We start from the raw sequence: 15130 nt of genomic DNA on the forward strand, positions 1-15130 counted from the left end.
TAACAGTCTGTCAGCCTAAGATGCTATACGCACTGTCTTAGGATTGGCTGATGGCACAGCCCCAACCTTAGCAGTTGTCCAAACTGGAAACAGACTGCGGACGTACTAACTAGCTAAGAATCCCACGGCTTTAGCCGTGTGGAGTGTCAAGTTCATCACTATCGGCCTGATCTCGCGGCGATGGAGATATTGGATTTGGCAAGGGAATGACCTTGGGAGCGCGAGATAGCGTATAATGGGAAAAGGGTTGTAAGAGGGGCGTCATGGAAACAACTAAAAGCAAGCCAATATAAAACAACGGATGAGGGTAATAGATGAGCAGCAACCGTTTCGCAGACTTTGAATTAAGCGAAGAAATCGTTCGAGCGTTAAGCGGATTAGGTTATGAGCAGCCGACCGACGTGCAGAGTAAAGTGATACCGATCGCGCTTAAAAAGCAAGACCTGACCGTGAAATCCAGGACGGGGAGCGGCAAGACAGCTGCGTTCGGGATACCGATATGCGAGCTGGTGGAATGGGAAGAGAATAAGCCGCAGGCTTTGATCTTAACGCCTACACGCGAGTTAGCCGTGCAAGTAAACGAGGATATTACGAACATCGGGAGATTCAAACGGATTAAGGCGACATCCCTCTATGGCAAAGAATCCTTCGCGAAGCAAACCGCCCAATTAAAGCAGAAAACCCATGTCATCGTTGGCACACCGGGGCGGGTAATGGACCATATCGAGAGAGGTACGCTCGATTTGGAGCTCATCCGTTATCTAGTCATCGACGAAGCGGACGAGATGCTTAACATGGGATTCATCGAGCAAGTAGAGAAGATCATACAGAAGCTTCCGAAGGATAGGGTGACCTTGCTATTTTCCGCCACGCTGCCTAAGGATGTCGAGAAGCTTTGCCATAAAATCATGAGGAATCCCGTGGATATCGAGATTGCCGCGGCGGCAGGAACGGCGTCGAACCCATTGATCGATCACTCCCTGATCACGGTAAAGGACGGGGATAAGCCAAAGCTGCTCCAAGACCTCATCGTGGTCGAGAACCCGGATAGCTGCATCATCTTCGGGCGCACTCAGGAGCAAGTGGACAAGGTCTACAGGCAATTAGATCAGCTTGGCTTCAGATGCGGGAAGATCCATGGAGGCATGGAGCAAGAGGATCGGTTCAAGGTGATGAACGAGTTCCGGAAAGGGGCGTTCCGCTATCTAGTCGCGACGGACGTAGCGGCCAGGGGAATCGATATCGATAGCATCACGCACGTTATCAACTACGATCTTCCCCAGGATGCCGAAGGTTACGTGCATAGGACAGGCAGAACGGGCCGCGCGGGCAAGGCAGGGAAGGCGATCAGCTTCGCCACTCCGGGCGAGGACAAGTTCCTGGCGAATATCGAAGGCTATATCGGGTTTGAAATCCGCAGAAGGAAGGCTCCTTCCAAGGATGAAGTGTCGCTTAGACAAGCGGCCTTCGAGAAGAAGCTAAGCGTTCAGCCGACGATCAAGAAGGATAAGAACGAACAGCTGAATAAGAGCATCATGAAGCTTTACTTCAACGGCGGCAAGAATAAGAAGCTAAGGACCGTGGACTTCGTAGGTACGCTTGCCCGGATCGAGGGCGTAACGGCGGAGGATATCGGCATTATTACGATACAGGACAGCGTGACTTTCATCGACATCCTTAATGGTAAAGGACCGCATGTCCTCGAGGTTATGAAGAATACGACGGTTAAAGGCAAGCAGTTGAAGGTCCAGGAAGCTAAAGGGAATTAAGACGAGAGCCGAATTAACGAAGGAACTTAGCTAACTCAGCCTACCGCCGCCGAATCGGGTCGAATTAACGAAGCAAACTCGCTAACTCAGCCTACCGCCGCCAAATCGGGTTGAATTAACGAAGGAAACTCGTTAACTCTGCCTACCGCCGCCGAATCGGATCGAATTAACGAAGGAACTTAGCTAACGCCGCCCGCCGCAGGCGAATCGAGCCGATGATAGTAACGCAACTTTACAATCTCCACCCGCCGCAGCCGAATCAAGCCGAGAAAGTAATGAAACTTTACTAACTCCGCCCGCCGCAGGCGAATCGAGCCGAGATAGTAACGAAGCTTTACTAACTCCGCCCGCCGAAGGCGAATCGAGCCGAAATAGTAACGTAACTTTACTATCTCCACCCGCTGCGGATGAATCGATCCGAGTAACGAAACTTTACAATCTCCACCCGCCGCAGCCGAATCGAGCCGAGAAAGTAATGAAACTTTACTAACTCCGCCCGCCGCAGTCGAATCGAGCCGAGATAGTAACGAAGCTTTACTAACTCCGCCCGCCGCGGGCGAATCGAGCCGAAATAGTAACGAAACTTTACTATCTCCGCCCGCCGCAGTCGAATCGAGCCGAAATAGTAACGAAACTTTACTATCTCCACCCGCCGCGGATGAATCGAGCCGAGATCGTAACGAAAGCTTACCAACTCCGCCCACCTCCGCATTTCACCGCCATCACTGCCGCCGCACCCGGCTCACTCCCCGATAATCGCCATTAAATGCCGAGCGCTCTTGGAGAGGTGCCGATCCTTCAGCCATACGATTCCGACCTCGCTTTGAAATTCGGCGTTGGAGATCGCCACCTGCTTAATGTTCGGGGAAGCGAAGGAGGTCATGACGGACTTCGGCAAGATGGCGACTCCTAACCCATTGGCGACCAAAGATACCGTGATGGCAACGCTAGAGCACTCGCTAAGAATTCTCGGTTCCAATCCGTGCTGTTTGAGTTCTTGGAAGATTTGGTTGTGCATACCCGTCGTTCTATCCGTCTTTAACGTTAGAAAGGGAAATTGGACAAGCTCCTGAAGGGTCATCGTTTTCTGATCCTTATCAAGGCACCATTCTGATGGAAGAACGGCGACGAACGGGTCCGACGGCAGCGGCAGCACGGAATAGTGCTGCGATTGGAAGTCCGATTGGAAGGGCAGCCGCGATACGATGAGCTCGATATCCCGATTCTCAAGCAACTCGCCGAGCAGGTAATGGTCGCCTTCTTGGATTTTAAAGGTGACCTGCGGATATTTTTCAGAGAATCGGCGTATGGTAGGGGGCAATAAGGAAATACAGGAAACGACGGCTCCGATGGATAACACGCCTTGAACGCCTTCGCCAAGCTCTTGCACGTAGGTGATCGTCTCGTCGAATTGGTTCATGAGAGCCACCGCCCGCTGACGCAGAAGCTCCCCTGCTTGCGTGAGCTGCAATTGCTTCCCATTGCGATCGAACAGGACGACTCCGAGCTCTTGCTCCATCATTTTAAGCTGTCGGCTTAGAGGTGGCTGTTCCATATTCAATTGCTTGGCCGCGCGAGTGATTTGCCCTTCGTTGGCAATCGCCAGGAAATATCGAAGCTGTCGCATATCCATCCGAAGCTTCTCCCTTCTTCCATACCTTCAAGGTATGGATAACCGATAAAACAGATATTATCAATATACTTAATGCTCTGCTATCATTCAACTATAACCGCTATAGGTAAGGAGAAGATGTTCGAATGGGAATCAAAATCAACGTAGAGCGAACTTCCGCTCCTAAGGAGAAGCCGGAAATCTCGCAGTTGGGCTTCGGAAAATTTTTCACCGACCACATGTTCATCATGGATTACGATTCGGGAGAGGGCTGGCACCACCCGAGGATTGTCCCTTATCAGCAGATTCTAATGGATCCCGCAGCCAAAGTGTTTCACTACGGGCAGACGGTTTTCGAAGGGATGAAGGCTTATAAGACTCCGGACGGCCGCATCCTCATGTTCCGTCCATATAAGAACCTGCAGCGGCTCAACCGCTCCAATACCCGCCTCAGCATTCCTTCCCTTGACGAGGGACTGGTCATGGAAGCCTTGAAACAGCTCATCAAGGTAGACGAAGATTGGATTCCGTCTGAACTAGGAACTTCGCTGTATATTCGCCCATTCGTGATCGCAACGCAGGCTACTTTGGGAGTATCGCCGTCCGAGAAGTACCACTTCATGATCATCCTCTCGCCGGTAGGCTCGTATTACGAGGAAGGAATCAATCCTGTCAGCATCTACGTGGAGTCGGAGTATGTCCGTGCCGTTACGGGCGGTGTCGGCAATGCCAAGACAGGCGGGAACTATGCGGCAGGGCTCAAAGCGCAGCAAGAGGCAACGGAGAAAGGTTACTCTCAAGTGTTGTGGCTCGACGGCGTGCATCGGAAATACATCGAGGAAGTCGGCAGCATGAACGTGTTTTTCAAAATCGGCAATAAAGTCGTTACGCCGGCGTTAAACGGAAGTATTTTGGAAGGAGTAACTCGAGATTCGGTTATCCGGGTACTGCGCCATTGGAATATCGAGGTCGAGGAGAAAACGATCTCTATCGACGAGTTGGTAGCGGCCTATCGGAGCGGCACTTTAGAGGAAGCGTTCGGAACGGGAACGGCCGCGGTCATCTCGCCGATCGGGGAGCTGAACTGGCAAGGCGACAAGCTGTCGCTTAATGGCGGCAGAACCGGCCCGCTTGCGTCGAAGGTGTACGATTTCTTAACCGGCGTGCAAAGAGGGACGGTCGAAGATCCGTTCGGTTGGATCGAGAAGGTGTAATCAACCATAAGCTGTCTCAGAAGCGCCCAGCTTTTGAGCAGCTTTTTTAATTGTTTATCAATCGAATTCGACAGATCCAGCGAAAATGTAACATTTTTTTACAATAATTCGCCAATCACTTGAAAAAAATGCGACTTTAAACTTATAATGAAGGTATTAATGCCTACATCTAAATCTAGATATTTCCATAATGTTAGTCGAAAAGTTCTATACAACCACGAACGCACACACGAAAAAGGCAAACCTTTTGAAAAAAAGGGACGCAAAGCTATGGACCTAAGGGGCTAATGCCCTATGGCCGCCAAGCTTCCGAATGGGGTGCTGGCCCAGGCATCTTCCAATCGGAGGATGTCTTTTTTATTTCGAATAGAAAAGAATAAATCCCCATGTCCTAGCATGCATGGGGCAAAAAGCTATGAGTTTGTGATTCGAGAGGTGCTTATTTTGAAGGAGAATTACGACAAGCAAGTCTTATGGGAATCAAAGGTTTCAGCGGAAGATCGAATACCCTGGGAGATCGAAGAGCAACCTCTGTTCGAGGTCACCATTTCAGAGGACAAGATGTTGGCCTACTTGCATCTTCACGCGCTTGAGCGGAAGACCGTACAGCTGAGTGAAGTCGTCGCCCGGATCGAGCAGATGTCCATTAAAGCCCGAATCGAATTTGCCGCTATCCAGCAGGAGCTGCTAGTCCCTACCTATGAACCGGTTATCGTGGCGAGAGGTAAGGAACCGATACCAGGCAAAGACGCGCGCTTGGAAATTTATTTCTCCCAACAAGTAATGAGCGAGTTCTTCGAAGTGGGTGGAGCGATCGATTTTCGTAACCATCTGCGTATACCGACCGTTAACAAAGGAGATGTGATGGCGAAGAAATTTTCGCCGATCGACGGCGTCATCGGATATGACGTCCTGGGCAGCGTCACGGTGCCCGACCCACCCAAAGACCTGCTTATCGTCGCGAAATCTAATGTAGAGCTGACTCCTGATGGAACCGTTATCGCAAGGGTGCAGGGCAGGCCCAGAATTACGGGAGGCAAGATCAAAACCTTCGATGTCTCTACTTCTTATATCGTATCGGGGAACGTCGATATCGAGACGGGCAACATCGGTTTTTCGGGTGATGTGACCGTATACGGGGACGTTACGGATAATATGATCATTGAATCGCTAGGGAACGTGTACGTTTTCGGAAATGTCTTTAACTCTACCATTACGGCGACCGGCAGCATTAACGTTAGAGGGAACGTCATAGCAAGCAAGCTGTACTCCGGCTTTTTTGGCGTATTGTTCAATCGTCTCTACAATACTTCGAAACTATTATGCGATTACATAGAGAAGCTATTGGCCGCTTCCAAGATGTTAACGGAAGCCTTCGAAGCCAAGAGGCAGACCTTACGATTCGGGCAAATCGTGTTGTTGCTCTTGGAAACCAAGATGAAAGAGATCACCGCCACCGTAAAAGAGCTATTGTACGTCATCTCGAATATCCAGCACATTAAACAAGGGGAATACGAGAAGCTGAAGGAGATATCTACGATATTCTCGCAGCCCCCGAAACTTCTGGAGATCGCGACATACGGCTTCGTGCAGAGCTTTCTCGCCCTGCTTCGGGATACCCATAACGAAGTAGCCCGGATGCAGGAGGAGAAAGTTGAAATCAGCATAAATCAATGCCAGAACAGCGAGCTGAAGTCTAACGGCGATATCGTGATTCATCGCGACGGAGTGGTGCTCTGCAATCTACTCTCCGCCGGGAACATCATATTTAGGTCTGATCATTCGATTTGCAGGGGCTCTCGGCTCGAAGCGGGAGACAGCATATCGGCCAAGGTCATCGGCGGGCAAACAGGGGCTAATTCCGTACTCAAGGCCAAACTAAAAATACGAGTCAAGAAGATGTACTCCGGCAGGGTTTGCATAGGAAAATATTGCACGGATATCTTTGAGCCCGTCGATAATACGACCTTCGATACCCAGACGCTAAAGAAGCATGGCTAAGCTATCGAAAGCTAATGAGAGAAGTCCGAAAACGGAAAGTGGTTGGTAGAATGAATGAGGGTCAATCAAGGCAAGACGTATACGTAGGCAAGCGATTAAACAAAAACATATATAACGAAACAGGAACGTTGGTTATTCCGGCCTGGAGAGTATTGACGAAAAAAAATATCGTCATGCTTGCCTCGCAACGGATCATTCTTTCGGAAGACGACGTCGAGCCCGTCACGATTCTCCATCTCGTCGATTCCGCGATTAAAGAGGTTAGGGATTTGTTCGACCATGCCAGAAATTTGGACCAAATCCCTTTCACGGTCATACGCGATAGGATCGTTCCAATGATTATGCAAATGAGCAATCACCCGAACCTGAATCAAATTCTCAGCCATTTGGAGTTATATGACGAGTATGTTTACAGGCACAGTATAGGCGTCGCTTTATTGTCCAAGTTAATCGGCAAAGCCCGGGGGTTCGATGAAGTCCAATTGCTGGAGCTTACAACCGCGGGCTTCTTGCACGACATCGGGAAAGCAAAGATACCGAGCGCGATTCTTAACAAACCCGGGAAATTAACGGACGAGGAATACGAGTTGGTGAAAGATCATACCGTCTATGGTTACGAAATCATCAAGCAATCTGCCGGAATTCCCGAGAGGCATGCTTATGTTGCCCTGCAGCATCATGAACGCGAGGATGGAAGCGGGTATCCTTTCGGGTTAAAGGGAAGCGAAATCGATGTATACAGCAAAATCGTAGCGGTTGCCGATGTCTTTCACGCGATGGTGTCCAAGCGGGTATACAAAAATCCCGTTCCTTTTTATAAAGTACTTAAAGAAATGTCGGACAATGCATACGGTACGCTGGATCCAGCCATTACTCTCAGCTTCCTGAAAAGAATCATGGACTTGCTCATCGGGAACAAGGTTGTCTTATCGGATGGAAGAGAAGGAAAGATCGTGATGGTCAGCGAGCAAGATCCGGCGCATCCCTTCGTCGAAATAAACGGCTGTTATGTTGATCTTAGCAAGGAGCAGGATATCCACGTAGAGAGTATTGTTGGATAACGGTTATCGTATCGTAGGGGGTCATGCAATCTAAAAACCGTGCGGAGATAGACTCCGCACGGTTTTTAAGCAATGCCTGATCAGCCCTTAACGGCACCGGCAACGACGCCTTTGACGATAAACTTCTGCAGGAAAACGAACACGATGATGGATGGCAATACGGCCATCACCATGGCGGTCATCGCATACTGCCAATCCGACGTATATTGTCCGACGAACGTGTAGGCCGCAAGCGTTAGCGTCTTCGTTGAAGGAGAACCGTTCACCATCAGGAGCGGAAGCAGGAAGTCATTCCAGATCCACATGACATCGATAATGATAATCGTAGCGGTAACCGATTTAAGCAGCGGGAATATGACTCTGAAGAACAAACCGAACCCCGAAGCTCCGTCGATCGTTGCGCTTTCGTCGATCTCCTTCGGGATCCCCTTCACGAAACCGTGATAGATGAATACCGCCAGCGGAGCGCCGAATCCCCAGTAGAGTACGCCGAGTCCCCAAGTGCTGTTGGTGAGATGAATATCCTTGGACAACTGGAGCACGGTCAACATGATGGACTGGAAGGGAATGAGCATCGGCATAATGCAGAGAATATAAATCAAGCCGCTTACCCGGGACTTCGTCCTGGATAGCTTATAGGCGGCGATAGACGAGACTAGAATGATGCCCGCGAGCCCTACGACCGTAATGATGGCATTGTTCAGAAACAGTCGCGGGTAGTCGATGAACGACCACACGTAGGAATAGTTGTCGAAAGCCAGCTGCTTAGGAAGCGCGACGACATCGCTCATGACCTCTCCGAAGCTCTTCAGCGAGTTATTAATCGCCAAGAAGAGCGGATAGAGGAAGAGGAGAGAAAGAAGGACCATGACGATCTCGAGTACGATTCGTCCTGCTTTGCTGCGGTTATTCATTATGCCTCAACCTCCCTTCTCTTAAAGAGCGTCAGCTGAATCAGGGTAACGAGCAGAACGGCCACGAACAGAATGAGCGCTTTAGCCGTGCCGTATCCGTACAGGTTGTTCTGGAAGGTATCTCTGTAAATATCGAACGCGATGCTGTAGGTTGTCCCGCCCGGACCTCCTCCCGTTAGGGAAAGGATGACATCGAAGACCTTGATGGAGTTGGTCAAAGCCATGAACACGGATATTGTGATGGATGGCGCTAATAACGGCAACGTGATGCTGATGAATCTCCGGACAGGCCCGGCTCCATCGACGGTAGCCGCTTCCTTAAGATCCTCGGGAACGGATTGCAGGCCTGCAATATAAATCACCATGTAAAAACCTATGGACTGCCAGATCGAGACGGCAACGATGGAGACGAAGGCCAAACCGGGCTCTCCCAGCCAACTGAGCTTAAAGATGGCCCAACCCGTACTGTCCCCCAACGATTCAAAGCCTTGCATGAATATAAATTTCCAGATGAATCCGACAATAACGAGGCTAAGGATGTATGGAATGAAGAAAGACGTCCTAAGCCATGTGGTGCTTTTCAGCTTCATGTCCAGAATGACGGCAAGCCCGATCGCCAGCACGTTCACGATGACGATGTAGAGAATGGCATATTTGACCGTAAACCATGCCGCGTTGGCGAAGTTGGCGTCACCCATGAATATTTGCTTGAAATTATCTAACCCGATGAATTTCGGATGTTTGGAAATCCCGTTCCACTTGGTCATGGAGTACCGGATCGTCATTGCGAACGGGATGTAGAAAGCAACGGCGATGCAGATAAGAACCGGCAAGGTGAAAATACCGAATTCCAGCTTTTCGCCCCATTTTCTCCCTAACGATTTAAACATGATTGCACCTCTCCTTGCTGCGTTAAGCGTAAATGCCTTATAGCTGCGATATGACATAGCCATCTCGTTTCGACTATACTGTGTATTATAAATGAGCCTATTACCCGCAAAAATGGATTTATGAAATCAATTAGGGGTAAAAAGGTGAACGGAATCGCGTGACCGGAGGATTATGAAGAACCTGATCAAACAAGTGTTTATAGCCGCATCGTTCTTATATGAACGGATATCCCGGCGACTGGTTAATAAGTTGATTCTGCTGTTCACGTCGATCATTATCCTTGTCGTGACGGCCTTGACGGTCATCTCGTACCAGATGCTGCAGAAGGAATCCGTCAACAACAGCATCGCGAGTACGACTAATAATCTTCTGCTGGTCAATCAGAACCTGGAGGATTATCTGGACGGAATCGAGCAGCTGTCCCTGCCCCAAATCCGGTACGACAAATTCACGAACGCCATTATTCACGAAGACAAGGATTACTCCTCAAGGCTGTACTTAGAGGATTATTTGCGCAGCCTCTATTTCTCCCGCAAAGATTTGGAATCCATCTGTCTCTACCTGGTCGATCAGCGGAAGTATTATTCCATTACAAAAGAGAATTATAATATCACGGTTCGCACGGGAATAGCGGAGGCTATCGAGGACATGCCTTGGTACAAGCGCGCTTTGAGCGATCCGTTCAACCGGGAGTTTCAATCCTTCGTCGCCTCCCCTGCCGAGACGGCAGGTTATCCAATCGACACCGGGAATAGCTTCATGGCCTATCACAGGGTGCTGAGAACCATCGTATCCCGGCAGCCGCAGGTGGTCATTTCCTTCTATTTCAATTCGTCCGCCATGGACGCCATCATGAAGGATGTCCCGTTTAACGAAGGGCAGCATCTCTTGTTCCAAAGCCCGGAAAATGAGGTCTTCTATGCGGATGACCTTCCCTTCTATAGGCAGGTTGAGGGCTTCGGATTAGTTGATAGGTTATCGGCAAGCCCAAATCAGCGCGTAACTTGGGATGTGGGCGACGAGAAGTATCTTGTCGTCTTTGACATTGGAGAGCGGGAAGGCTGGAAGCTAATTAAGCCCATTCCCTATAAACAAATCTACGAAGCGGCGACCACCACCCGGAATTGGAGCTTCTTGATCGGATTTCTCTTTCTTCTGCTGTCGGTTATTCTCGTATCCCTCACCTCGAATGCGATTACAAGGCCGTTGAAGAAGCTGTCCCACCAGATGGGGCGGTTCAGTGCGGGAGATTTCGATGCCGAAACGCAAGTGAAGGGGCGAGACGAGCTGGCTTACTTGTCCCGTCATTTCAATCAGATGGTGAAAAGAACGAATGATTTGATTAACGAGCGGTACAAAATGAAGCTGGTTGAGAAGAACGCGATACTGAAGGCGCTGGAAGCGGAGATTAATCCCCACTTCTTATACAACGCGCTGCAGGCGATTTCGACTAAGGCATTGAAAAACGACCGTTACGATATCGCCGATATGGTCGACGCGCTAGCCCTAACGTTAAGATATTGCATTAGCGGCAAGGATGTCGTGTATGCCAGGGAGGAATTGAAGCACATTGAACGTTATATGGCGCTGCAAAAAGCGCGTTTCGGCAATCGGCTTCAAGTGACTTACGATTGGGAGCAAGCGTTAATGGAGCTGGAAATTCCGAAGCTGTCCATTCAGACGCTTGTCGAGAACGCCATCAAGCATGCGCTCGAGAAGGTGCCTGGCACGGTGACGATTGCCGTTAAGGCACGCTTAACTCCAAGCCATGCAGTCATTTCCGTCCAAGACGACGGGCCGGGATTCGAGGAGGGAAAGCTTGAGGAAGTGGTCCAGTCGTTCCAAAGCGAGTGGGAGGACCGCGATCACGAAAGCGAAAGCATCGGATTGGTCAATCTGAATACGCGATTGAAATTGCTTTACGGAGAAGAGGCGGAGCTATTCATCCGCACGGATGCTACGGGTACGGAGATGGAAATGCGGTTACCGCGGGGGAGTGGCAGCTATGTATAACGTACTGATCGTCGACGATGAAGAGCCTCTGCGCGAAGCCATTCGCATTTTGGGCGATTGGAAAGGGTTAGGCGTCGGACAAGTCTTGGAAGCAACGGACGGACAAATGGGCCTCTCGATGCTGGAGGAGCACAAGATCGATCTGGCCATCATCGACATGAAGATGCCTGTGCTGAACGGCGTGGACCTTCTCCGTATGATCGAACGGGAGTATCCCCAGTTGTTGACGATTGTCATCAGCGGTTATAACGATTTCGAATATACCAGGCAGGCCATTCACTCCAAGGTCGTCGACTATTTATTAAAGCCGATCAACCGCGGCGACCTGAATGAAGCGCTTGCCAAGGCTTTTAACGTACTGGAAGCTAAGCGACGGATGGAGAGCGAATTCATTAACAAGAATATCGCTCTCAATATGTCCTTGCCTAAGCTTAAGGAAAAGATATACTTGTCGATCATTGAGCGGAGCACCAAGAATCAATTGAGCGAAGCGATGTTGCCTTTGATCGGGGCTGACGATTCGGGAAACCGGTTCGCTGCGATCGTTCTTCGGGTGCTGAATCTGGAGGAGACCAGCACCAACCGGTTTCATCAAGATGTAGATTTGCTCCATTTCGCGGCAGCCAATGTCATTAACGAGATCGCGGGCGATCATTTCCAGTGCTTTGGCTTCGCGAATCCCAAGCGGGACAGGGAACTCATCACCGTTGTTACGATGAAAGGCGGATATCGGGAGGATATGGCCTACCGAGCCGTTCATCAGATGAACAAAGTCGCCGCCACCTTGAACAAGCTGTTCGGAACTCTAGTATTGATAGGGATCGGCGACATTCGCGATGACGTGATGGAAATCTCCGCTTCCTACGATTCCGCAAAATCGGCGATCTACGGAATCGACTTGTTGAAGCTGCAAGGGACGACCGTTGCCAGCGGCTCGGACAAATTCGCGAGCACGGACAACCGCTCATGGATGGGCCGAATACCGATGATACGGAATGCATTGGAAAGCGGGAACCTCCAGCATGCGCGAAGCATATTGGGCGATTATGCGAAGAAGTGGAGGTCGGCGGAAGGCTTCAGCGTCGGCGAAGCCGACCGTATGATTCATGATTTCGTGATTCTCATGAACGATATGGCGCTGGAGCTTAAGGTTGTCCCGGAGCGGTTGCCGACGAATGGCGAGAATGGCCTTCGCGGGATTGGAATAATGGCCGATTTCGCGACCTTCGATCAATATGAATCCTTGCTCATTCGCGTTCTCGAATATTATGCCGATGAAATCCGCAAGTCCCAATCGGCGAATCGGCAGTTCGATGTAGGAGATATCAAGGCATATATCGACAATCATTATTACGAGGACATTAAAATTTCGATGTTTACGGAGAAGTATTACTTGAGCAGGGAGTACTTGATGAGGTTGTTCAAGCAACATTACGGATTCGGTATTCACGAGTATGTGCAGAAGGTCAGAATGGACAAGGCTAAGGTACTGTTAGATGATCCATCCTTGAAGATTCAGGACATTTCTTCCATGCTCGGATATAAGGATAAGAATTATTTCAGCAAGGCTTTCAGGAATTACTACTCCGTATCTCCGTCGGAATATCGGGAAAATCCCGCGAATGGATAAAAAGCGAACATGCTGCATCCAACCACTTTTTTACCCTTAACACATCACTTATGTACATTCTTATCCTCCCATTAATTCTTTAGAATAGGCATCGTAGACGAATATTCAACCAAAGAAATGGGGGCACTACCGTGTTGAAAAAATTTAGCGCATTATCGATTAGCTTGGTACTGATCGTTGGAATACTTGCCGCATGCGGAAGCAACAATAACGCCAACGAAGGCGGAGCCACTGCCACGGGAACGGCGGAAGGCGATTCTTCCAAGCCCGTAACGATTAATATGTTTACGGCTTCTCCCGAATACACCGAAGCATTTAACGCTTATATCGCGGAATACAAGAAAGTGAAACCGAACGTTACGATCAACCTGGAGATCATGCAGGCCGATTACAACACGATCCTTAAGTCGCGAATAGCCGCGGGAAGCACGCCTGATGTATTCCAGACGACTGCCGGCGGAGATATTGATACTTTCGCTGAATACAGCGCAGACTTGACGAACGAGCCGCTCGCTGCGGCGATGACGGATGCCGTTCGCTCGAACATGACCTCTACGGACGGCAAGGTGCTTGGCCTTCCGGTTAAAGGCAACTTGTTCGTTCTAATGTACAACAAGAAATTGCTCGCGGATGCCGGCATTGCCGCGCCACCGAAGACGACCGCTGAATTGGCGGACGCGATCGCGAAGCTGGAAGCCAAAGGAATCACGCCGTTCGCCAATGCTTATAAAGAGTGGTGGGTATGGAAGCATATCGCGCAACACTTCGTTGATGCGGCTGCTCTAGACGCCAACATTAGCGCGAAAGAGTTAGTCGATCAATTCATCGCAGGCGAAACGACATTCAAAGACCATCCTGCCCTGTACACCAATTTCTTCGCTTTCATCGATCAAACCGTGAAGCACGGTACGGACAAACCTCTTGAGCGCGACAGCAATGCCGAAGTCAGCGATTTCGCTTCCGGCAAAGCGGCATTCATGACCGGTAAGGGCGCATGGGACGAGGAAGCGATTAAGAAAATCACCCCTGATTTCCAATTGGGCATCATGGGTTATCCGGTAAGCGATAAAGCCGAACAAGCGACGATCATCACCGGCGCCGATCAAGCGCTCCGCATTAACAAGGATTCCAAAGTAGCCAAAGAAACGATCGAGTTCTTCAACTGGCTGTATACTTCCGACTACGGCAAAGGCTGGTTCTCTAACGTAGCTAAAGTTATTCCGCCGATCAAGGATGCTCCGATGCCGAACCTCGACATGCCGAAGCAAATGGAAGAAATCTTGAAAACGGAAAAATCCGGCGACCTGTCGGTTAACTACTCGCTCGATACTTTCCACCAGAAATTCGGCGAATTGATGCAAGCCTACATCGGCGGCAGCAAATCGAAGGATCAAGCGATCGACGAAATTCAGAAAGCATGGGTTCAATTCGGTTCCGCGGAATAATTGAAGCTGGGCTGAGTAACGTAATAGAGCCTCCAAAACCACCTTAATGGTGGGGTTGGAGGCTTTTATTATACCTGTTAGGCTTGACCCCGAGATGGTAACAAAACTTTACTAACTCCACCCGCTGCAGTCGAATCTAGCCGAGAAAGTAACGAAACTTTACTAACTCCACCCGCCACACTCGAATCGAGCAGAGAAAGTAACGAAACCTTACTAACTCTGCCCGCTGCAGTCGAATCTAGCCGAGAAAGTAACGAAACCTTACTAACTCTGCCTACTGCCACAAATTGAGCCGAATTAACGAAGGAACTTAGCTAACTTTGCCCTCCACAGTCGAATCGAGCTGAATTAACGAAGGAACTTATCTAACTCTGCCCTCCGATGCTAATTCGAGCCGAATTAACGAAGGAACTTAGCTAACCCAGTCCGCCGCAATCGAATTGAGCCGAGAAAGTAACGAAATCGTACCAACTCCGTCCGCCGCAATCGAATTGAGCCGAGAAAGTAACGAAATCGTACCAACTCCGTCCGCCGTAGTCGAATCGAGCCGAGAAAGTAACGAAATCGTACCAACTCCGTC

At 49.8% G+C, this 15130-nt stretch carries 11 protein-coding genes and 1 riboswitch; of the genes, 7 read left to right on the forward strand and 4 right to left on the reverse strand.

Annotated elements, in window-relative coordinates; genetic code table 11:
• The first annotated feature begins 314 nt into the window (after nt 1-314).
• On the forward strand, nt 315-1769 hold the full coding sequence (locus E2980_RS15760) for a DEAD/DEAH box helicase (RefSeq protein WP_135153137.1): 1455 nt from the start codon (nt 315-317) through the stop codon (nt 1767-1769).
• A 179-nt stretch (nt 1770-1948) separates the two neighbouring features.
• On the opposite strand, the gene E2980_RS24285 is transcribed toward E2980_RS15760, so the two are convergent.
• Together E2980_RS24285 and E2980_RS15775 are read right to left on the reverse strand one after the other, a co-directional pair.
• Nucleotides 1949-2473: a hypothetical protein gene (locus tag E2980_RS24285; protein ID WP_167747146.1), complete on the reverse strand. Its 525-nt coding sequence runs from the start codon at nt 2471-2473 to the stop codon at nt 1949-1951.
• A 38-nt stretch (nt 2474-2511) separates the two neighbouring features.
• A complete protein-coding gene (locus E2980_RS15775; RefSeq protein WP_135153140.1) occupies nt 2512-3402 on the reverse strand; it encodes a LysR family transcriptional regulator in 891 nt (296 codons plus the stop codon).
• A gap of 125 nt (nt 3403-3527) precedes the next feature.
• Here E2980_RS15775 and E2980_RS15780 point away from each other — a divergent pair, with 125 nt between their 5' ends.
• The 3 genes from E2980_RS15780 to E2980_RS15790 all read left to right on the forward strand — a co-directional run bounded on the left by E2980_RS15780 (nt 3528) and on the right by E2980_RS15790 (nt 7657).
• Complete coding sequence (locus E2980_RS15780; protein WP_135153141.1) at nt 3528-4595, forward strand: branched-chain amino acid aminotransferase; 1068 nt, start codon at nt 3528-3530, stop codon at nt 4593-4595.
• A 227-nt stretch (nt 4596-4822) separates the two neighbouring features.
• A riboswitch (cyclic di-GMP riboswitch) is annotated at nt 4823-4909 on the forward strand.
• Between the two features lie 130 nt (nt 4910-5039).
• Complete coding sequence (locus E2980_RS15785; RefSeq protein ID WP_167747147.1) at nt 5040-6596, forward strand: FapA family protein; 1557 nt, start codon at nt 5040-5042, stop codon at nt 6594-6596.
• A gap of 50 nt (nt 6597-6646) precedes the next feature.
• Nucleotides 6647-7657 carry an HD-GYP domain-containing protein gene (locus tag E2980_RS15790; protein ID WP_167747148.1) on the forward strand — a complete coding sequence of 337 codons (1011 nt, stop codon included), beginning with the start codon at nt 6647-6649 and terminating at the stop codon, nt 7655-7657.
• A gap of 80 nt (nt 7658-7737) precedes the next feature.
• On the opposite strand, the gene E2980_RS15795 is transcribed toward E2980_RS15790, so the two are convergent.
• Both E2980_RS15795 and E2980_RS15800 read right to left on the reverse strand, forming a co-directional pair.
• On the reverse strand, nt 7738-8571 hold the full coding sequence (locus E2980_RS15795; RefSeq protein ID WP_135153144.1) for a carbohydrate ABC transporter permease: 834 nt from the start codon (nt 8569-8571) through the stop codon (nt 7738-7740).
• Nucleotides 8571-9461, reverse strand: a complete 891-nt coding sequence (locus E2980_RS15800) for a carbohydrate ABC transporter permease (protein WP_135153145.1) — start codon at nt 9459-9461, stop codon at nt 8571-8573. The genes E2980_RS15795 and E2980_RS15800 overlap by 1 nt, the downstream gene beginning before the upstream one ends.
• Before the next feature lie 172 nt (nt 9462-9633).
• Here E2980_RS15800 and E2980_RS15805 point away from each other — a divergent pair, with 172 nt between their 5' ends.
• The 3 genes from E2980_RS15805 (at nt 9634) to E2980_RS15815 (ending at nt 14550) form a co-directional block, all read left to right on the forward strand.
• Complete coding sequence (locus E2980_RS15805; RefSeq protein ID WP_135153146.1) at nt 9634-11475, forward strand: sensor histidine kinase; 1842 nt, start codon at nt 9634-9636, stop codon at nt 11473-11475.
• On the forward strand, nt 11468-13105 hold the full coding sequence (locus E2980_RS15810; RefSeq protein ID WP_135153147.1) for a response regulator transcription factor: 1638 nt from the start codon (nt 11468-11470) through the stop codon (nt 13103-13105). Before E2980_RS15805 ends, E2980_RS15810 begins: the two co-directional genes overlap by 8 nt.
• A 131-nt stretch (nt 13106-13236) precedes the next feature.
• Nucleotides 13237-14550 (forward strand): ABC transporter substrate-binding protein, encoded by a 1314-nt coding sequence (locus E2980_RS15815; protein ID WP_135153148.1) that lies wholly within the window; start codon nt 13237-13239, stop codon nt 14548-14550.
• Nucleotides 14551-15130 lie beyond the last annotated feature (580 nt).

The sequence above is a fragment of the Cohnella luojiensis genome (genome assembly GCF_004564235.1).
Taxonomy (GTDB): Bacteria; Bacillota; Bacilli; order Paenibacillales; family Paenibacillaceae; genus Cohnella; species Cohnella luojiensis.

Coding starts and splice junctions, on each gene's coding strand:
- E2980_RS15800 (WP_135153145.1), bottom strand. CDS start 9,461: ATGTTTAAATCGTTAGGGAGAAAATGGGGCGAAAAGCTGGAATTCGGT.
- E2980_RS15795 (WP_135153144.1), bottom strand. CDS start 8,571: ATGAATAACCGCAGCAAAGCAGGACGAATCGTACTCGAGATCGTCATG.
- E2980_RS15790 (WP_167747148.1), top strand. CDS start 6,647: ATGAATGAGGGTCAATCAAGGCAAGACGTATACGTAGGCAAGCGATTA.
- E2980_RS15780 (WP_135153141.1), top strand. CDS start 3,528: ATGGGAATCAAAATCAACGTAGAGCGAACTTCCGCTCCTAAGGAGAAG.
- E2980_RS15775 (WP_135153140.1), bottom strand. CDS start 3,402: ATGGATATGCGACAGCTTCGATATTTCCTGGCGATTGCCAACGAAGGG.
- E2980_RS15810 (WP_135153147.1), top strand. CDS start 11,468: ATGTATAACGTACTGATCGTCGACGATGAAGAGCCTCTGCGCGAAGCC.
- E2980_RS15805 (WP_135153146.1), top strand. CDS start 9,634: ATGAAGAACCTGATCAAACAAGTGTTTATAGCCGCATCGTTCTTATAT.
- E2980_RS15760 (WP_135153137.1), top strand. CDS start 315: ATGAGCAGCAACCGTTTCGCAGACTTTGAATTAAGCGAAGAAATCGTT.